The organism is Streptomyces sp. NPDC059828 (assembly GCF_042731955.1).
Taxonomy (GTDB): domain Bacteria; phylum Actinomycetota; class Actinomycetes; order Streptomycetales; family Streptomycetaceae; genus Streptomyces.
Genome location: NZ_JBHWIW010000005.1, coordinates 162,096 through 179,748, shown reverse-complemented (window position 1 = coordinate 179,748; position 17,653 = coordinate 162,096). Strand labels below are relative to the sequence as shown.

The 17,653-nt window shown below is 71.2% G+C and carries 19 protein-coding genes and 1 riboswitch; of the genes, 10 read left to right on the top strand and 9 right to left on the bottom strand.

Annotated features, from left to right (window positions below; genetic code table 11):
* Window positions 1-21 precede the first annotated feature (21 nt).
* Window positions 22-1,494, top strand: coding sequence for a phytoene desaturase family protein (locus ACFV6V_RS05145; protein WP_385559276.1), 1,473 nt, complete (start codon window positions 22-24; stop codon window positions 1,492-1,494).
* A gap of 60 nt (window positions 1,495-1,554) precedes the next feature.
* On the opposite strand, the gene ACFV6V_RS05140 is transcribed toward ACFV6V_RS05145, so the two are convergent.
* From ACFV6V_RS05140 to ACFV6V_RS05115, 6 genes are all read right to left on the bottom strand, one after another.
* A complete protein-coding gene (locus tag ACFV6V_RS05140) occupies window positions 1,555-2,391 on the bottom strand; it encodes a hypothetical protein (protein ID WP_385559273.1) in 837 nt (278 codons plus the stop codon).
* 52 nt (window positions 2,392-2,443) lie between these two features.
* Window positions 2,444-3,361, bottom strand: coding sequence for a methylenetetrahydrofolate reductase [NAD(P)H] (metF, locus tag ACFV6V_RS05135; protein WP_385559270.1), 918 nt, complete (start codon window positions 3,359-3,361; stop codon window positions 2,444-2,446).
* Between the two features lie 75 nt (window positions 3,362-3,436).
* Complete coding sequence (gene thiE, locus ACFV6V_RS05130; RefSeq protein WP_385559267.1) at window positions 3,437-4,096, bottom strand: thiamine phosphate synthase; 660 nt, start codon at window positions 4,094-4,096, stop codon at window positions 3,437-3,439.
* A 130-nt stretch (window positions 4,097-4,226) separates the two neighbouring features.
* On the bottom strand, window positions 4,227-4,592 hold the full coding sequence (locus ACFV6V_RS05125) for an Rv2175c family DNA-binding protein (RefSeq protein ID WP_385559264.1): 366 nt from the start codon (window positions 4,590-4,592) through the stop codon (window positions 4,227-4,229).
* A gap of 43 nt (window positions 4,593-4,635) precedes the next feature.
* Window positions 4,636-5,844 carry an NAD(P)/FAD-dependent oxidoreductase gene (locus tag ACFV6V_RS05120; protein ID WP_385559366.1) on the bottom strand — a complete coding sequence of 403 codons (1,209 nt, stop codon included), beginning with the start codon at window positions 5,842-5,844 and terminating at the stop codon, window positions 4,636-4,638.
* Window positions 5,845-5,920: 76 nt separating this feature from the next.
* Entirely contained in the window at window positions 5,921-6,289 is a 369-nt protein-coding gene (locus ACFV6V_RS05115; protein WP_385559261.1) for a hypothetical protein, read from the bottom strand.
* 52 nt (window positions 6,290-6,341) lie between these two features.
* Window positions 6,342-6,455: riboswitch (TPP riboswitch) on the top strand.
* Here ACFV6V_RS05115 and thiO point away from each other — a divergent pair.
* From thiO to ACFV6V_RS05090, 5 genes are all read left to right on the top strand, one after another.
* On the top strand, window positions 6,447-7,646 hold the full coding sequence (thiO, locus tag ACFV6V_RS05110) for a glycine oxidase ThiO (RefSeq protein ID WP_385559258.1): 1,200 nt from the start codon (window positions 6,447-6,449) through the stop codon (window positions 7,644-7,646). (Overlaps the previous riboswitch by 9 nt.)
* Entirely contained in the window at window positions 7,643-7,861 is a 219-nt protein-coding gene (gene thiS, locus ACFV6V_RS05105; RefSeq protein ID WP_385559256.1) for a sulfur carrier protein ThiS, read from the top strand. Before thiO ends, thiS begins: the two co-directional genes overlap by 4 nt.
* Window positions 7,862-7,869: 8 nt before the next feature.
* Entirely contained in the window at window positions 7,870-8,664 is a 795-nt protein-coding gene (locus tag ACFV6V_RS05100) for a thiazole synthase (protein ID WP_385559253.1), read from the top strand.
* Between the two features lie 133 nt (window positions 8,665-8,797).
* On the top strand, window positions 8,798-10,756 hold the full coding sequence (gene pknB / locus ACFV6V_RS05095; RefSeq protein ID WP_385559250.1) for a Stk1 family PASTA domain-containing Ser/Thr kinase: 1,959 nt from the start codon (window positions 8,798-8,800) through the stop codon (window positions 10,754-10,756).
* A gap of 6 nt (window positions 10,757-10,762) precedes the next feature.
* A complete protein-coding gene (locus ACFV6V_RS05090; RefSeq protein WP_385559247.1) occupies window positions 10,763-11,617 on the top strand; it encodes a deoxyribonuclease IV in 855 nt (284 codons plus the stop codon).
* 45 nt (window positions 11,618-11,662) lie between these two features.
* Here the strand turns inward: ACFV6V_RS05090 and ACFV6V_RS05085 are convergent, their stop codons facing one another.
* Window positions 11,663-12,295, bottom strand: a complete 633-nt coding sequence (locus ACFV6V_RS05085) for a sulfite oxidase-like oxidoreductase (protein ID WP_385559244.1) — start codon at window positions 12,293-12,295, stop codon at window positions 11,663-11,665.
* A 156-nt stretch (window positions 12,296-12,451) separates the two neighbouring features.
* Here ACFV6V_RS05085 and bfr point away from each other — a divergent pair, with 156 nt between their 5' ends.
* Entirely contained in the window at window positions 12,452-12,931 is a 480-nt protein-coding gene (gene bfr / locus ACFV6V_RS05080; RefSeq protein WP_361278417.1) for a bacterioferritin, read from the top strand.
* Window positions 12,932-12,951: 20 nt separating this feature from the next.
* Here the strand turns inward: bfr and ACFV6V_RS05075 are convergent, their stop codons facing one another.
* On the bottom strand, window positions 12,952-13,257 hold the full coding sequence (locus ACFV6V_RS05075; RefSeq protein WP_385559241.1) for a bacterioferritin-associated ferredoxin: 306 nt from the start codon (window positions 13,255-13,257) through the stop codon (window positions 12,952-12,954).
* 174 nt (window positions 13,258-13,431) lie between these two features.
* On the bottom strand, window positions 13,432-14,778 hold the full coding sequence (locus ACFV6V_RS05070; protein ID WP_385559363.1) for a class II 3-deoxy-7-phosphoheptulonate synthase: 1,347 nt from the start codon (window positions 14,776-14,778) through the stop codon (window positions 13,432-13,434).
* A 240-nt stretch (window positions 14,779-15,018) separates the two neighbouring features.
* Between ACFV6V_RS05070 and ACFV6V_RS05065 the strand changes: the two genes are divergently transcribed.
* The 3 genes from ACFV6V_RS05065 (at window position 15,019) to ACFV6V_RS05055 (ending at window position 17,625) form a co-directional block, all read left to right on the top strand.
* Window positions 15,019-15,510, top strand: coding sequence for a hypothetical protein (locus ACFV6V_RS05065; RefSeq protein ID WP_385559238.1), 492 nt, complete (start codon window positions 15,019-15,021; stop codon window positions 15,508-15,510).
* Window positions 15,511-15,532: 22 nt separating this feature from the next.
* Window positions 15,533-15,607, top strand: coding sequence for a trp operon leader peptide (locus ACFV6V_RS05060; protein ID WP_385559360.1), 75 nt, complete (start codon window positions 15,533-15,535; stop codon window positions 15,605-15,607).
* 113 nt (window positions 15,608-15,720) lie between these two features.
* Complete coding sequence (locus tag ACFV6V_RS05055) at window positions 15,721-17,625, top strand: anthranilate synthase family protein (RefSeq protein ID WP_385559236.1); 1,905 nt, start codon at window positions 15,721-15,723, stop codon at window positions 17,623-17,625.
* Window positions 17,626-17,653: the final 28 nt, after the last annotated feature.

The window sequence follows — 17,653 nt, the reverse complement described above, 5'->3', positions numbered from 1 at the left end:
CCTGCCGATACAGTCCCTGACATGGCACGAATTGCGGTGATCGGCGCGGGGATGGGCGCCATGGCGGCGGCGGCCCGGCTCGCGGTGGCGGGGCACCGGGTGACGGTCCACGAGCGCTCGGGGACCTTCGGCGGTGCGGTGGGCGGCTTCGAGCGGGACGGCTTCGCCTTCGACACGGGCCCCGGTCTGCTGCACCTGCCCGCGGTCTACCGCGATCTGTTCCTGAAGACCGGCAAACAGCCGCTGGAGAGCCTGGTCGAGATGGCCCAGGTGGAACCGGCGAGCCGCCATCTGTTCGCCGACGGCACGGATGTGTCCCTGCCGAATGCCTCACACGGAGGCGCCGTCGCCGCGCTGGACTCGTCGCTGGGCTCAGGGACCGGTGAACGGTGGGGCGATTTTCTGAAGCGGGCGCGCGAGTGCTGGGACCGCTCACGCCGCCCCCTGCTGGAGGAGCCGCTGTGGCCCAACTGGCAGGTGCTGGGGCGTGAGCCGTATCCGGCACTGCGGCAGCGCCGGATGCTGCGCATCCGGCAGGCCGCCACGCTGGCCCAGGTCGGCGCATGGGAGCTGGGCGATCCCCGGCTCGCGACCCTGCTCGACGCGTGCGCTCTGTCGTACGGACTCGACCCGAGGCGCGTCCCGGCCAGCGCCGCGCTGCTGCCGTACATGGAGCAGGCGTTCGGGGCCTGGTACGTCCGCGGTGGCATGCGGTCCCTCGCGCGGGCGGTGTACGAGCGCTGTCTGGAGCGCGGGGTGGAGTTCGTCTTCAGCAGCGAGGTGACCGGCGTGCTCGAACGGGACGGCAGGGCCGCCGGCCTGGAGCTCGCCGACGGCTCCACGGTCGAGGCGGACCAAGTGGTGGCGGCTGCCGGGCGGGGCGGGCTCGGCGAGCGGAAGCTGTGGCGTGACGGCGCGGTGCGGCCCGCTACGGCGGACACGGATCCTGGCCGGTTCACGGTGCTGCTGGCCCTGCGCGGAGCCCGCCCTGCGGGAGCCGCGCACCGGACCGTGGTGCACTCCCCCGACACCGCGGCCGAGGCCACCGCGGTCTTCGGCGATGGGCTGGCCAAGCACCCGACGGTCACCGTGCTGCGCCCGGACGACCCGGCGAACCGTCCGGACGACGCCCATGAGGCCGTCACCCTGACCGCGACGGTCTCGGGCGATCCGGTGCGCTGGGCGGATGAGGCGGTGCGCGAGCGCTATGCGGACACCCTGATCACCGCCGTGGGGCGGGTGGTCCCGGACGCACGGGAGCGCCTGCTCTGGCGCGAGGTGCTCACCCCGGCCGAGACGGGCCGGGTCCGCCCGCCCGCGCTGGCGGGCGAAGGCGGCGCGTACCTCCGCCCCTCGAACAGCACCGCCTTGCCGGGCCTCCACCTGGCAGGCGGCTGGTCCCACCCTGGCGGCGGCCTGGCCCACGCGGGCATGTCGGGTGCGCTGGTGGCAGGCCTGATCGTGGAGGGCGAGGACTTCCGCGGCTCGCAATAGCACCCGGTGGGCTGTCGGCACGGCCACCGCACGGTGCCGGGCGGGCGAGCCCGGTCAGTCCTAGTAGCGGTACGGCTGCTGCTGGCCGTTCTCGTAACCGTCGTAGCCGTACTCGTAACCCGCGTTCGGGTAACCGTACGACTGCTGCGATGCCTGAGGCGCCTGGTCGCCGTCGCGCTGCTGGGGCACCCAGACTCCGCCCGGCGGGGTCTCCTGGTAGCCCTGCTGCGTGGCGTAGGGGTCGCCGTACTGCTGCTGGCTCTGCTGTGCGGCATAAGGGTCGTCGTACGACCCGTAGCTGGGGGTGCCGACGTACGGGTCGGAGTACGCGGCGTACTGCTGCGGACCAGCTCCGTAGTCGTACTGCGCGGCGTATGCGTCCTGCGCCTGCGCCGCGCTCGGCTGCTCGTACGGGGAGCTGTAGCTGCCGTAGCCCTCGTAGACGCCGTACTGGCTCGTGTCATCCGGCAGCGGCACCGGTTCGTACACCGGCTCCGCACCCGCGTGCGGCTCACGCGGTTCGTACGGCTCGTACTGCTCATCAGTGCCCGGCTCGTACGCGAGGTCCGAGACCTCGAGCGTGGGCTCACGGTGGGCCACGGCACCAGCTCCGGAGGCCTTGCGGCGGCGGCTTGACCCCGGCTTCCCCCCTATGGCCCAGCCCGTCGAGAACCCGCGCCGGAAGGACAACGTCACGTACGTCTGACCGACCGCGAAGCACACCGCGCCGATCCCGATGACGATCACGTTCGGCAGCAGCACGCCCAGGACGACGCCGAGGAACCCGACGAACGCGAGCAGACGCCAGCGCAGCCGCGCCTTGTACTGGAGCAGAACCTCGCCCAGCAGCCATAGCGCGACAATGCCGAACGCGATGTAGAGCGCCGTCCAGCCCATGCCCGCCCCTCCTCATCGGCCGCCGCCGGGGGTGTGGGCGGGGTGTGGCCGGTTACGACTGCTCGTGCAGTCCGAGATTCTCGTAGATTTCCAGTGTCGCGGTGGAGTTGTTGAGCGTAATGAAATGCAGACCGGGGACACCCTCGGACAGCAGTCGTGCACCGAACTCCGTCGCGAACTCGATGCCAATGGAGCGTACAGCGGCGGGGTCGTCGGCGACCGCGCGCATCCTCTCCTCCAGTGCGGCGGGAAAGGCCGCATTGCTCAGCTGACGGAACCGCTCGATCTGCTTCACGCTGGTCACGGGCATGATCTCGGGAATGATGGGGGTCGAGCACCCCGCCGCGGCGACTCGGTCACACAGCCGGAAGTAGTCGTCAGGGTCGAAGAACATCTGAGTGATCGCATAGTCGGCACCGGCCCGGCACTTGGCCACGAAGTGCTTGATGTCCGTGTCCCAGTCCGTGGATCGCGGATGCATCTCGGGGAAGGCGGCGACCCCGACGCAGAAGTCGCCGGCGTCCTTGATCAGCCGGACCAGATCGGCGGCATGGGTGACACCGTCCGGGTGGTCGACCCACTCGCCCATGGGGTCACCGGGCGGGTCGCCGCGCAGGGCCAGCATGTTGCGGATGCCCGCGTCGGCGAACTGGCCGATCATATTGCGCAGTTCGGCGACGGAATGGCCCACCGCCGTGAGGTGGGCGACCGGGGTCAGGGTGCTGTCCGCGGCGATCTCCTGGGTGGCCTTGACCGTGCCGGAGCGGGTCGAGCCTCCGGCGCCGTAGGTCACGGAGACAAAGCTCGGGCGCACCGCCTCGACTCTGCGCAGCGCGTTCCAGAGATTGCGCTCGCCTCTCTCCGTCTTGGGCGCCCAGAACTCAAAGGAGTACGAGGTCTTGCCGGTCGCCAGCAGCTCGCGCACGGTGTGGGCGCGGTCCGTCCTGGTCGAAGCTGTACCAAGGGCCATATTCGCAGGTTAGCCGGGGCTACCGGGGGACCCAACCGATGTCCACTTTTCGGACAGGAACTGTTCGCATTCAGCCTAGGCCCCTGAATCACCGTATCCGCGTATCCGCATGCTGAGATCGGACGCCGCAGCGCCCGGGTCGTCGGCCTCGGTGATCGCCCGGACGACGACGACACGACGGGCTCCCGCTTCCAGCACCTGCTCCAGATTGCCCGCGTCGATCCCGCCGATCGCGAACCAGGGGCGGTCCTGCGGAAGCGAGGCGGCGTAGCGCACCAGGTCGAGCCCGGGGGCCGGGCGTCCCGGCTTGGTGGGGGTGGGCCAGCAGGGCCCCGTGCAGTAGTAGTCCACGCCCGGCTGGACGGCCGCCGCGGCGACCTCCTCCGGGGCGTGGGTGGAACGCCCGATGAGCACCTCGTCACCGAGGATGGCCCGGGCCGCCGGGACGGGCAGATCGCCCTGGCCCAGGTGCAGCACGTCGGAGCCGATGGCATGGGCGACATCGGCCCGGTCGTTCACCGCGAGCAGCTTTCCATGGCGGCGGCAGGCATCGGCGAAGACGGCCAGATGACCGAGCTCCTCACCGGCCTCCATGCCCTTGTCCCGGAGCTGCACGATGTCCACACCGGAGGAGAGCACCGCGTCCAGGAACTCGGGGAGGTCGCCCTGGCTTCTGCGGGCATCGGTGCAGAGATAGAGCCGCGCGTCGGACAGACGCGCGCGAGCGGTGGACATGGGCTGCTCCCCCGTGGTTCGTCGGCTTGCCGGGCGGCAGCGGTGCACGAAGCCGGTCGCGCCTGGCGCATGACTGCCCGGGCGGCCGGTCCGTACACCGCTGCCGCTGGTGTATTCAGGGTTCGGAATGTCAGACGGCGAGCGCCTGGGCCCGGCGCTTCACCTCCGTGCCGCGATTCTCGCTGAGTGCCTCCGCGGGGGTGCCCGGCAGGGTGGGGTCTGGTGTGAAGAGCCACTCGAGCATCTCTTCGTCGGTGAAGCCGTCGTCCTTCAGGAGCGTCAAGGTGCCGGAAAGGCCCTTGACCACCTTGTCGCCCTGGATGAAGGCGGCCGGCACCTGAAGCGTCCGGTTCTCACCACGGCGCACGGCGATCAGCTGCCCCTCCTTGACGAGCTGGCGCACGCGCGTCACCTCGACATCGAGCATTTCCGCGATGTCCGGCAGGTGGAGCCAGGCGGGGACGAGAGCATCGATCTTTGCGTCAATCTCGGTCACAGGACAAGCCTGCCATCCCGCACTGACAGTCGGTAGCCGGGCCCTATGCGACTGCCGCCTTCAGAGGGACCCCGGGATCCCCCGCACGGGCGGGGTCCAGGCGGGCGCCCGCCTCGATGAGGCGGCGGCCCTGGGTCACGTCACGGGGCCTGCCGACCGCCAGGACCGCGGCCAGTACGCCGTCTTTCAGCCACAGCACGGACCAGCCGGAATCCGCCGCGGGGTCGCCCCGCCGAATGAGTGTCCCGGCGCCCTCGTGGTGGCCCGCGTACTGCACGAAGCGGCCGAACTGCTCGGACCAGAAGTACGGCACCGGGTCATAGGTCAGCGGCGGCTCGCCCTCGGCGCCTTGCAGGGCCCGCAGCACATTGGCGGCGACCGTGCGCGGGCCCTGGAGCGCGTTGTCCCAGTGGTGCACGAGGAGCCGCCTGCCGTAGCGCCGCGAGGGGAAGGAGGCGCAGTCGCCCACCGCGTACACATCCGGCAGCGTGGTGTGCAGCTGCGCGTCGGCGGTGATCGACCCGTCCGGCCCGAGGCCGATGCCCGAGCCGGCGAGCCAGCCGGTCGCCGGACGCGCGCCGATGCCCACGACGACGGCCCCGGCCGTCAGCCGCCGGACCTCCCCGTCGGCCTCTGTGCCTTCGGCGATGACGACCGCCCCGGGCTCGACGGCGGCGACACGTGCCTCCGTGAGGAGTGAGGCGCCGCTCTCGGCGTACCAGTCGGCCATCGGCCGGGTCACCTCGGCGGGCAGGGCACCCGCGAGGGGCCGGTCGGCCGCCTCCACCACGGTGACCGCGCAGCCGGCCCGGCGCGCGGCGGTGGCGAACTCCGCCCCGATCCAGCCCGCGCCGACCACCACGATGTCGTGCTGCCGCTCCAGCACGGGGCGCAGCCGCCGTGCGTCGTCGAGGGTGCGCAGCAGATGGACGCCCTGGACGCCTTCGGTGCCGGGCAGGGTGAGGGGCTCGGCGCCGGTGGCGATCACCAGGGTGTCGTACGGGACGGGGCCGGCCTCGGTGTCGAGCTCATGGGTGTCCGGGCGCAGCCCGGTGACCTCACGGCCCAGCCGGAGGTCGATGTCGAGCGCGTCGAAGTCGACGTCGAGTGCGGAGCCCTCCGCCGTGCCGAGCAGCACGGCCTTGGAGAGCGGAGGCCGGTCGTAGGGCTGGTGCGGCTCGGCGCCGATCAGGGTGAGGCTGCCGGCGTAGCCCTGTTCGCGCAGGGCCACCGCGGTCTGTACCCCCGCCATCCCGGCCCCGGCGATGACGACTCGACGCTGTGTGGTGTGCTCGTTCACCAGGCCAGCCTAATCATCTGACGAACCGTCAGGAAGCTTGGCGGTCGACCGGGGACCCGGCCGGGAGCTCTTCGACGACGCTGGTGCCCCTGCCGTCCCGGGACTCCCACTCCCATGTCTCCTCAAGGCGCACCCGCCCGTCCGGGAGTTGAACCACCGTGGAGACGCAGTGCCCGGATGCCGTCGTTCCGTCCCGCTTGAGCTGGACATAGCGGAAGTCCAGCCGGTCGCCGTCCCGGGTGCCGACGAGGTGCCCGCGGACCACGTCCCCGCCCTCGTACTCGGCCCAGACCTGGCCGTCCCGCTCGTGGTAGGCGAACCGGGTCCGGATGCCCACCTGGCCCGGGGCCTGGTCCGCCAGGGGGGCGAGGACGAGTCCGTCGAGCGAGCGGGCCACGGTGCGGGCTCCCTTACTGCGAGTTGATGACCGGAGTTAGGCTGACCACCGTACTGCTACTCGCGGGAGCCCGGCCGCACCGGGCTGAGAGGGAGGCTGAGGCGGCCTCCGACCGTACGAACCTGATCCGGGTCATGCCGGCGAAGGGAGGGTCCGGATGCCCGTGCATCCACGGACGTCCGCTGACGTCCTGGTCGTCGGGGGCGGAATCATCGGCCTGGTCACGGCCTGGCGGGCGGCGCAGCGCGGACTGCGTACGGCGCTCGCCGACCCCGATCCGGGCGGCGGGGCCGCACAGGTCGCTGCCGGGATGCTGGCCGCCGTCACCGAGCTGCACTACGGCGAGGAGACGCTCCTCGGCCTCAATCTCGCCTCCGCCCGGCGCTATCCGGACTTCGTCGCGGAGCTGGAGGAGGCGAGCGGCCAGGACACCGGTTACCGGACCTGCGGGACGCTCGCGGTCGCGCTGGACGCGGACGACCGGGCTCATCTGCGCGAGCTGCACGCGCTTCAGCGCCGCTGCGGGCTGGAGTCGGTGTGGCTCACCGGACGCGAGTGCCGCCGGCTCGAACCGATGCTCGCCCCGGGGGTCAGGGGCGGACTGCGGGTCGACGGTGATCATCAGATCGACCCGCGGCGGCTGGCGAGTGCGCTGGTGGTGGCCTGCGAGCGGGCGGGGGTGGTCTTCCACCGCACCTGGGCGGCCGGACTCACGGTCGACGGCGACCGCGCCACCGGGGCCGTCCTCAGCCCGCCCGGGGCCACCGCCGACGGCCCCGGCGCTGCCCATGAGGTGGTCGCGGATCAGGTGGTACTGGCCGCGGGCAGCCTCAGCGGCCGGCTGGCCGGCGTGCCCGACGAGGTCCTGCCTCCGGTGCGGCCGGTGAAGGGGCAGGTGCTGCGACTGACGGTGCCGGGTCCGCGCGCCCCGTTCCTGTCGCGGACCGTACGGGCCGTGGTGCGGGGCAGCCAGGTGTACCTGGTGCCCCGTGAGAACGGCGAGCTGGTCGTGGGCGCCACGAGCGAGGAGCTGGGCTGGGACACCACGGTCACGGCGGGCGGGGTGTACGAGCTGCTGCGCGACGCCCATGAGCTGGTGCCGGGCATCACCGAACTGCCGCTCACCGAGACCCGTGCGGGCCTGCGGCCCGGCTCACCGGACAACGCGCCGCTGCTCGGGCCTACGGAACTGCCCGGGCTGCTGCTCGCCACCGGCCACTACCGCAACGGCGTGCTGCTGACCCCGGTGACCGGCGACGCCCTGGCCGACGCCCTGGTCACGGGCGAACTGCCGGAAGAGGCCCGCCCCTTCGCCCCTCATCGCTTCTCTCCCGCACGCCAGGAGGCGTCCGTATGAGCACGACCGTGAATCCGACCGTCTCCGTCAACGGGGAGCCGCTGGAGATCGCGGCGGGTACGAGCCTCGACGCGCTGGTCGCGACACTGACCGCGGCTCGCTCCGGCGTCGCGGCCGCGGTGAACGAGTCGGTCGTCCCGCGCAGCGAGTGGCCGGGGACCCCGCTCGGCGACGGCGACCGGGTGGAGATCCTCACCGCGGTGCAGGGCGGGTGACCGGGGCCATGGCAGATGATCGTTTCGTGCTGGGCGGGGTGGAGTTCTCGTCCCGGCTCATCATGGGTACGGGCGGGGCGCCGAGCCTCGACGCCCTGGAGCGCGCACTGGTCGCCAGCGGCACGGAGCTCACGACCGTCGCGATGCGGCGGCTGGATCCGGCCGTGCGGGGCTCCGTGCTGTCGGTGCTCGACCGGCTGGGCATCCGGGTGCTGCCCAACACCGCCGGCTGCTTCACGGCGGGCGAGGCCGTGCTCACGGCGCGGCTGGCCCGGGAGGCGCTGGGCACGCACTGGATCAAGCTCGAGGTGGTCGCCGACGAGCGCACTCTGCTGCCCGATCCGGTGGAGTTGCTGGACGCCGCCGAGGTGCTGGTGGACGACGGCTTCGTCGTGCTGCCGTACACCAACGACGACCCGGTCCTCGCCCGGAAGCTGGAGGAGGTCGGCTGCGCGGCGATCATGCCACTGGGTTCCCCCATCGGCTCCGGGCTCGGCATCCGCAACCCGCACAACTTCCAGCTCATCACCGAGCAGGCCGGTGTCCCGGTGATCCTGGACGCCGGGGCGGGCACCGCGTCGGACGCGGCCCTGGCGATGGAGCTGGGCTGCGCGGCGGTGATGCTCGCCTCTGCGGTCACCCGGGCCCAGGAGCCGGTGCTGATGGCCTCCGCGATGCGCCACGCGGTCGAGGCGGGCCGCCTCGCACACCGCGCGGGCAGGATCCCTCGCCGCCATTTCGCCCAGGCGTCCTCACCGGTCGGCGGGCTCGCGGTGCTGGACCCGGAGCGCCCGGCGTTCTGACGTACGCCGACGGGCCGCGAGGCTACCCAGCGAGCGGCTTCTCACACCCGCGCGTCACAGCCACGCTTCAGTACGGTGCCGGAGGTGGTCCTGGGGGAGAACGGCCCCGCGTCCGGCTCGTAGACTCGCCTGCGTGGATACGACCCTTCAGGACCCCCTCGTCGGGCAGCTGCTCGACGGCCGCTACCGCGTCGACGCGCGTATCGCCGTCGGCGGGATGGCCACGGTCTACCGGGCCGTGGACATCCGGCTCGACCGGGTGCTCGCTCTCAAGGTGATGCACCCGGACCTCGCGGCGGACGCGTCCTTCGTGGAGCGCTTCATCCGTGAGGCCAAGTCCGTGGCCCGGCTGTCCCACCCCAATGTGGTGGGGGTGTACGACCAGGGGGCTCAGGGCGCGTACGTCTATCTGGCGATGGAGTACGTCCCGGGATGCAATCTGCGCGATGTGCTGCGCGAGCGGGGCGCGCTCCAGCCGCGGGCCGCGCTCGACATCCTGGAGCCGGTGCTGGCGGCGCTGGGGGCGGCGCACAGGGCCGGGTTCGTGCACCGGGACATGAAGCCGGAGAACGTGCTGATAGGCGATGACGGCCGGGTCAAGGTGGCCGACTTCGGGCTTGTCAGGGCCGTGGGGTCGGTGACGAACACCACGGGCTCGGTGCTCGGGACCGTGTCCTATCTCGCACCGGAGCAGATCGAGTCCGGCACCGCCGGCACCCAGGCCGATGTCTATGCCTGCGGGGTGGTCCTCTACGAGATGCTGACCGGCGCCAAGCCGCACACCGGGGACTCCCCCGCACAGGTGCTCTACCAGCATCTGCACGAGGACGTGCCCGCCCCGTCCGCCGCCGTACCCGGGCTCGCCGCCGAGCTGGACGGCCTGGTCGCGGGGGCCACCGCCCGCACTCCGGAGCAGCGCCCGGCCGACGCCGTCGCGCTGCTGGCCCTCGCCCGTGAGGCGCGCGCCGCCCTCTACGACGCGCAGCTCGACGCCGTACCGCCGCAGTCCAGGGCCGCCGCGCACGACGGTGCCGATGACCGTACGAGTGTGATCCCGCGTGCCGTCCGGTCAGCGACGCACGCCACGGCGGAGCCCGGGGCCGGGCAGCCCGGGGTCGTGGAGCACACCAGCCGCCTCGAGCTGCCGGCGGATGCCCCGGAGGGGTTCCAGCCGGCGGGTCACGGGCACTCGCGCTCGCGGCGGCCCAGCCGGGGAATGCTCGCGGCTGTCGTGGCCGCGCTGCTCCTGCTCGGGGTCGGCACCGGTGTCTGGTACATCAATTCCGGTCAGTTCACGAGGGTGCCCTCCGTGCTCGGCAAGACCGAGACCGAGGCCAGGAAGCGCCTCACCGACGCCGGACTCGAGGTAGAGCCGTCGAAGAAGGACTACAGCGAGGTCTTCAAGCGCGGCACCGTCATGGCCGCCGACCCCGAGCAGGGCAAGCGCATCCGGCACAACGGCTCGGTGACGCTGACGATCTCCCGGGGTCCCGAGATCGTCAAGGTGCCCGAACTGGAGGGGCTGAGCCTCTCCGAAGCGCGCAGCGCCCTGCGCAAGGTGGGCCTGGCACCGGGCGTGGTCACCAGGGAGTTCGACGAAGAGGCCGCCCAGGGCACCGTCACCGGCTCGGATCCGGTGACCGGCACCGGAGCGCGCCCGGACTCCGCCGTCGCACTGGTCGTCAGCAAGGGTGCGCCGATCGACGCCCCCGGGGTCGTCGGCGAGACCGTCGAGGACGCCACGGCCGCGCTCGAGGAGGCCGGGCTGAAGGTCAAGGTCGCCCCGCAGCAGGTCCACTCCCCCGAGGAGGCAGGTACCGTCGCCGCGCAGTCCCCGGCCGAGGGCGGCCAGGTGGCCGCGGGCGACACGATCACTCTCACCGTCTCCAAGGGCCCGCGCATGATCGAGGTGCCGGACGTCACCGGCGACAACGTCGAGTCGGCGACCAGCGAGCTCAAGAAGGCCGGCTTCGAGGTGAAGGTCGAGCGCAGCTTCCCCTTCCTGGGCAACGAGATCGAGAGCCAGTCCGTGGCCGGGGGCGAGCAGGCGCCCGAGGGCAGCACCATCACCATCAAGACCAAGGGACTCTGAGAGACGATGCACCACCCCGTCGGCGCCCACGTTCCCGTAGCCGGCGGCCTCGCCAGGACGGGCCTGGGGTACGCACGCGAGATCGGCGCCGAGACCGTCCAGGTCTTCGTGGCCAATCCGCGCGGCTGGGCGACGCCTCCCGGGAATCCCGCGCAGGACGAGCGCTTCCGCGCCGACTGCGCGGCCGAGAGGGTACCGGTGTACGTACACGCTCCGTATCTGATCAATTTCGGCTCGCACACCCCTGCGACCGCCGAGAGCTCCGTGGAGTCGATGCGGCACTCGCTGCGCCGCGGCCGGGAGATCGGGGCGCTGGGCGTGGTGGTGCACACGGGTTCGGCCACCGGAGGCCGCTCGCGCGAGGTGGCGTTGCGGCAGGTACGCGAACTGGTGCTGCCGCTGCTCGACGAGCTCACGCACGACGAGGATCCGGTGCTGCTCCTGGAGTCCACCGCCGGTCAGGGCTTCTCGCTCTGTTCCACGATCGAGGACCTCGGGCCGTACTTCGCGGCGCTGGACGCCCACCCGAAGCTGGGCGTCTGCCTGGACACCTGTCATGTCTTCGCCGCCGGGCACGACCTGTCCGCGCCGGGCGGGGTCAAGGAGACCCTGGATCTGCTGGTGGACACGGTGGGAGAGGGACGGCTGAAGCTGGTCCACGCCAATGATTCGAAGGAGCCATGGGGGTCGCACCGGGACCGGCACGCGAACATCGGTGCGGGCCATATCGGTGAGGAGGCGTTCCGGGAGCTGATGGCGCATCCCGCCGCCGAGGGGGTGCCGCTGATCATCGAGACCCCGGGTCCGAAGGGCGCCTACGCGGCGGACGTGGCGCGGCTGAAGGGGCTGCGCCTGCCCTGACGGGTGACGCCGAACCGGCCCCAGCCGGTCACGGTCGACACGTCGTCAGAGCTCGGGGCCGTCCCCGGGCTGCTCCTGGTAGGAGTAGCGCTGCTCCCGCCAGGGGTCGCCGAGGTTGTGGTAGCCCCGCTCCTCCCAGAAGCCCCGGCGGTCCGTGGTCATGTACTCCACGCCCCGCACCCACTTCGGGCCCTTCCACGCGTACAGATGCGGCACGACGAGCCGCAGCGGGAAACCGTGTTCGGCGGTGAGCAGCTCACCGTCCTTGTGGGTGGCGAAGATCGTACGGTCGGAGAGGAAGTCGGCGAGCCGGAGATTGGCGCTGTAGCCGTACTCGGCCCAGACCATGACATGGGTGACGGACGGCGCGGGCGGGGCCAGCTCGACGATGGTCCGGGCGGGGACCCCACCCCATTCGGCCCCGAGCATGCTGAATTTCGTCACGCAGTGCAGATCGGCCACGATCGTGGCGAACGGAAGGGCCGAGAACTCCTCGTGGTTCCAGCAGTGCTTCTCGCCGTCCGCTGTCGCGCCGAAAACCCGGAACTCCCAGCGCTCGGCCCTGAACTTGGGGACGGGGCCGTAGTGGGTGACGGGCCAGCCACGCTGCATTCGCTGCCCCGGAGGGAGCCCGGACTGCTCGGACTCGCGTATATCCCGGCTCTCCGGCTGACCCATGCCTTCCATGGTGACAGACCGGGAGGGGTGGTCATGACCAGGTCTGGGCCGATTCGGGCAACTCCTACTAAGCATGCACTTACTGGACGGCCATGGATCACGGTGCGAGGATGCGCCCATCCTGCCCCAGTCACACGCGCGGAAGGAGCCTCTGCGATGCAGGGCGACCCTGAGGTCATCGAGTTCCTCAATGAGCAGCTGACTGCCGAATTGACCGCGATCAACCAGTACTTCCTGCACGCGAAGATGCAGGAGAACTTCGGCTGGACCAAGCTCGCCAAGTACACCCGGGCCGAATCGTTCGACGAGATGAAGCACGCGGAGGTGCTGACCGACCGGATCCTGTTCCTGGAGGGCCTCCCGAACTACCAGCGGCTCTTCCACGTGCGGATCGGGCAGACGGTCACCGAGATGTTCCAGGCCGACCGGCAGGTCGAGGTCGAGGCCATCGACCGGCTGCGGCGCGGGATCGAGGTCATGCGGAACAAGGGCGACATCACGTCGGCCAACATCTTCGAGTCGATCCTGGCCGACGAGGAGCACCACATCGACTATCTCGACACACAGCTCGAGCTGGTCGAGAAGCTCGGGGAGCCGCTGTACATCGCCCAGCTGATCGAGCAGCCCGAGAGCTGAGCGCGAGGGGCGGCAGGGAACTAGGCGGCTTCGGGCAGTGCCTGCGGGATGTCCGCTGACTCGGCCGACGTGCCGTCCGAGGCGCCAAGCGTCGCGTCGGGGCCGAGTGACAGCGCGGCGGTGCGGTCGCCCTGCTCGAGGAGCTCACGGCGGGGGCACGCGCCACGGCCGAGGAGTCCCTGGATCCGACGGACGCACGATCCGCAGTCCGTGCCCGCCTTGGAGACCGAGGCGATCTGGCGGGGGGTGCAGGCACCGGCCTCCGCGTGCTCCTTGACCTGCTTCTCGGTGATGCCGAAGCACGAGCAGACGTACACGCGGTTCACCTCCCGATGGGATCGGATCGTCGGATCGGATCGATAGTGGCGCCGTCCCGATGATCGGTGAGGCTAACCTAACCTTACCCGCCGCCCCTGGGTGGCAAAAGCCCCGGACGCAACTGTGGGGCGCGGATCACAAGGATCCGCGCCCCACAGTCATGTACAACGTGCATACGGTCACTACTGGTCGCGGTACATCTCCGCCACCAGGAAGGCCAGGTCCAGCGACTGGCTGCGGTTGAGCCGCGGGTCGCAGGCCGTCTCGTAGCGCTGGTGCAGATCGTCCACGAAGATCTCGTCACCGCCGCCCACACACTCGGTGACGTCATCGCCGGTGAGCTCGACATGGATGCCACCGGGGTGCGTGCCGAGCGCCTTGTGGACCTCGAAGAAGCCCTTGACCTCGTCCAGCACGTCGTCGAAGCGGCGGGTCTTGTGCCCGGAAGCCGCCTCGAAGGTGTTGCCGTGCATCGGGTCCGTCACCCAGGCCACCGTGGCACCGGACGCCGTCACCTTCTCGACCAGCTCGGGGAGCCGGTCACGGACCTTGTCGGCGCCCATGCGGACGATGAAGGTCAGCCGGCCGGGCTCGCGCTCCGGGTCCAGCTTGTCGATGTACCGCAGGGCCTCGTCGACCGTCGTGGTCGGGCCGAGCTTCACACCGATGGGGTTGCGGACCCTCGACGCGAACTCGATGTGCGCACCGTCCATCTGCCGGGTGCGCTCACCGATCCACAGCATGTGGCCCGAGACGTCGTAGAGCTGTCCGGTACGGGAGTCCGTACGGGTCAGCGCCGACTCGTAGTCCAGGAGCAGGGCCTCGTGGGAGGCGAAGAACTCGACGGTGCGGAACTCGGCCGGGTCGGTGCCGCAGGCCTTCATGAAGTTCAGCGCGTTGTCGATCTCGCGCGCGAGCTGCTCGTAGCGCTGCCCCGACGGGGACGACTTCACGAAGTCCTGGTTCCAGGCATGCACCTGGCGCAGGTCGGCGTAACCACCGGTGGTGAAGGCGCGCACCAGGTTCAGCGTCGACGCGGACGCGTGGTACATGCGCTTCAGGCGCTCGGGGTCCGGGATGCGGGCCTCTTCGGTGAAGTCGAAGCCGTTGACGGAGTCGCCCCGGTAGGTCGGGAGGGTCACACCGTCGCGGGTCTCGGTGGGCTTGGAGCGCGGCTTCGAGTACTGGCCGGCGATCCTGCCCACCTTGACGACCGGCACCGACGCGGCGTACGTCAGCACCGCGCCCATCTGGAGCAGGGTCTTGAGCTTGTTGCGGATGTGCTCGGCGGACACACCGTCGAAGGCCTCCGCGCAGTCGCCGCCCTGGAGCAGGAACGCCTCGCCCCTGGCGACGGCTCCCATCCGGGCGCGCAGCTGATCGCACTCGCCCGCGAAGACGAGCGGCGGATACGACTCGAGGTCCGCGATCACATCGCGCAGAGCCTCGGCATCGGGGTACTCGGGCTGCTGCGCCGCGGGCAGGTTTCGCCAGGTGTTGCCACCGGTGTCGGTGGTCTTAGCGTTCACGGTCACCTCGACAACATTACGGGGTCGCACGCGGAGTCCAGACCTCTGCTCATTTTTTGAGACAACCCTCGCCAATCCATGATCCCCTCCGAAGCCCGGGGACCATGGGCCGGAGCACTCCGTATACGCTCTCCCGCGGATGGGGGACTGACAATGGACACCGGCGGCGTGGGCGGTTAGGGCGACGTGCGAGGGGCGCGGACAGCAACGGCGATCACCGGGGCAGTGCTGTGCCTCGGTATGTCGATCTGGGGGGTCTGGCTGGTCTTCGGCGCCCGGCTGACCGCGGTGACGGGGTCGGGTCCGGCCGACGGCGTCCTCACCGTGTCGGAGTGTCACGGCAACCACGACATCGGGGCCAGTCTGCTCGGCGTGGACTGCGAGGGCGCCTTCGCCGCCGCGGGGAGCCAAGGACCCGCGTCCCGGGACAACGTGGTCCTGGTCGGGGCCGACGAGGATTACCCGGCGGGCAGCCGGGTCGAGGTGCGGCTGACCGACGGCGCGGCCTTCGAGCCCTCGCCCGTGGAGTTCGTCACCTACGCGACCTGGGCTGCACTGCTGCTCACCCCGGGGGCGGTCGCCTGCCTGTGGATGTCCGTCGTCGCCTGGCGCGGCACGGCGCCGGGAACGCCCGGCGGCTACGCCCTGCTGGTCTTCGTCGGCGGTATCGGCGTGCTGCTGCTGGGTCTGGTGGTCCAGCTGGTGACGTCGATCGTCGTCGCCCTGGTCTGAGCGCGCTGCTAAGGTGCCTCGTATGTACGCGCCGACCAACCAGAACTGGTGGTGGCCCGCTGAACCGGCGGCCCACTTCATCGCGCGTGCCCACTGACGATCTGAAAACGATCTGACCGATCACCGCGAAGGCCGCCCGAGGGGCGGCCTTCTTCCGTTTCCACGGCCGTTCCTCCCTGACGCACTCCCCGCCACGGAAGGAACGCACCGATGGACATCATCAGCAGACTCCTGGACCACGACGACGGCGCCCGCCCCTTCGCCCTGCTTCGCAGGCGCACCCCGGGCCGCGACCGGGACACCGTCGACGTGCTGGTCGGCCCGGTCCACGAGGCCCAGCGGCTCGCGGACATCCCGGTGGGCGACCTGCCCTCCCTGGCTCTGGTGCCGTTCCGGCAGATCAGGGAGCGCGGCTTCGAGGTGCGGGACGACGGCACCCCGCTCGCGGTGCTGGTCGCGGACGAGGCGTACGAACTGCCGACGGACGAGCTGCTCGACCGGCTGCCCGGGCACGAGGTCCACGTCGAGGGCGGCGGCTTCGACATCGGCGACGAGGAGTACGCCCGGACGGTGCGCCGGGTCATCGAGGACGAGATCGGGCGGGGCGAGGGAGCGAACTTCGTCGTCCGGCGCACCTTCACAGGCGAGATCCCCGGCTTCACCCGGTCCGACGCGCTCGCCCTGTTCAGGCGGCTGCTCGAAGGGGAGCGGGGCGCGTACTGGACGTTCGTCGTGCACACCGGTGACCGCACGCTGGTGGGCGCGAGCCCCGAGGTGCACGTCCGGATGTCGGGCGGGACCGTCGTGATGAACCCGATCAGCGGCACCTACCGCTATCCGTCCGCCGGCCCTTCGGTGGAGGGGCTGCTGGACTTCCTCGCCGACCGCAAGGAGACCGATGAGCTCTCCATGGTCGTGGACGAGGAACTGAAGATGATGTGCACGGTCGGCGACAAGGGCGGTGTGGTGGTCGGCCCTCGGCTCACGGAGATGGCGCACCTCGCACACACCGAGTACGAGTTGCGCGGGCGCTCCTCGCTCGACGTACGGGACGTGCTGCGCGAGACCATGTTCGCCGCGACGGTCACCGGCTCCCCGGTGCAGAACGCCTGCCGGGTGATCGCCCGCCACGAGCCCACGGGCCGCGGCTACTACGCGGGGGCCCTGGCACTGCTCGGGCAGGACGCGAACGAAGCACAGACCCTGGACTCCCCCATCCTGATCCGCACCGCGGACATCGCGGCGTCGGGCGCCCTGCGCGTGCCGGTCGGCGCGACGCTGGTCCGGCACTCCGACCCGCTTTCCGAGGTCGCGGAGACCCACGCCAAGGCGGCGGCGGTGCTGGCCGCACTGGGTGTGGTTCGTCCCGGGGCCGCCGCCGGCGAGGCCGGGTCGGTACGGCCCCGGCTGGCCGCCGACGCCCGGGTGCGGGCGGCGCTCGACGCACGCAGGGACGGCCTGGCGCCGTTCTGGCTGCGGATGCAGTCCCTGCCTCCGGAGGTCACCGGGCATGCCCTGGTGGTGGACGGCGAGGACACCTTCACCGCGATGCTGGCCCATGTGCTGCGCGGGGCGGGCCTGGAGGTGACCGTTCGCCGCTACGACGATCCCGGCGTACGGGACGCGGCCCTCGCCCACGAGGGCCCCGTGGTACTCGGCCCGGGACCGGGCGACCCCTCGGACGGCACCGACCCCAGAATGCGCTTCCTGCGCTCGCTGACGGCGGAGCTCCTGGCCCGTGACCCGGCGCCGCACGGGGTGCTCGGTGTCTGTCTGGGGCACGAGCTGATCGCGGCGGAACTCGGCCTGCCGATCACCCGCAAGGAGACCCCCTTCCAGGGCGCCCAGGTGCGGATCGGGCTCTTCGGCGACGAGGAGACGGTCGGCTTCTACAACAGCTTCACCGCGGTGTGCGACGAGGCCTCGCAGGCACGGCTGTCGGCCTGCGGGACCGAGGTCGCCCGCGACGCCCTGACCCACGAGGTCCATGCGCTGCGCGGGGACGGCTTCGCGGGGATCCAGTTCCACCCGGAGTCGGTGCTGACTCTGCGGGGCCCCGAGATCGTGCGCTCGCTGCTGAGGGGACTGGTCCGGGAGCCTTCGGCACAGGACTGAAGTGCGCCCCCGGGCCGGCCCGGCGGCT

What these genes read in the sequence shown, in the direction of transcription:
- ACFV6V_RS05145 (WP_385559276.1), top strand. Translation starts at nt 22, where the DNA reads ATGGCACGAATTGCGGTGATCGGCGCGGGGATGGGCGCCATGGCGGCG.
- ACFV6V_RS05140 (WP_385559273.1), bottom strand. Translation starts at nt 2,391, where the DNA reads ATGGGCTGGACGGCGCTCTACATCGCGTTCGGCATTGTCGCGCTATGG.
- metF (WP_385559270.1), bottom strand. Translation starts at nt 3,361, where the DNA reads ATGGCCCTTGGTACAGCTTCGACCAGGACGGACCGCGCCCACACCGTG.
- thiE (WP_385559267.1), bottom strand. Translation starts at nt 4,096, where the DNA reads ATGTCCACCGCTCGCGCGCGTCTGTCCGACGCGCGGCTCTATCTCTGC.
- ACFV6V_RS05120 (WP_385559366.1), bottom strand. Translation starts at nt 5,844, where the DNA reads ATGGCGGGGGTACAGACCGCGGTGGCCCTGCGCGAACAGGGCTACGCC.
- thiO (WP_385559258.1), top strand. Translation starts at nt 6,447, where the DNA reads ATGCCCGTGCATCCACGGACGTCCGCTGACGTCCTGGTCGTCGGGGGC.
- thiS (WP_385559256.1), top strand. Translation starts at nt 7,643, where the DNA reads ATGAGCACGACCGTGAATCCGACCGTCTCCGTCAACGGGGAGCCGCTG.
- ACFV6V_RS05100 (WP_385559253.1), top strand. Translation starts at nt 7,870, where the DNA reads ATGGCAGATGATCGTTTCGTGCTGGGCGGGGTGGAGTTCTCGTCCCGG.
- ACFV6V_RS05090 (WP_385559247.1), top strand. Translation starts at nt 10,763, where the DNA reads ATGCACCACCCCGTCGGCGCCCACGTTCCCGTAGCCGGCGGCCTCGCC.
- ACFV6V_RS05085 (WP_385559244.1), bottom strand. Translation starts at nt 12,295, where the DNA reads ATGGGTCAGCCGGAGAGCCGGGATATACGCGAGTCCGAGCAGTCCGGG.
- bfr (WP_361278417.1), top strand. Translation starts at nt 12,452, where the DNA reads ATGCAGGGCGACCCTGAGGTCATCGAGTTCCTCAATGAGCAGCTGACT.
- ACFV6V_RS05065 (WP_385559238.1), top strand. Translation starts at nt 15,019, where the DNA reads ATGTCGATCTGGGGGGTCTGGCTGGTCTTCGGCGCCCGGCTGACCGCG.
- ACFV6V_RS05055 (WP_385559236.1), top strand. Translation starts at nt 15,721, where the DNA reads ATGGACATCATCAGCAGACTCCTGGACCACGACGACGGCGCCCGCCCC.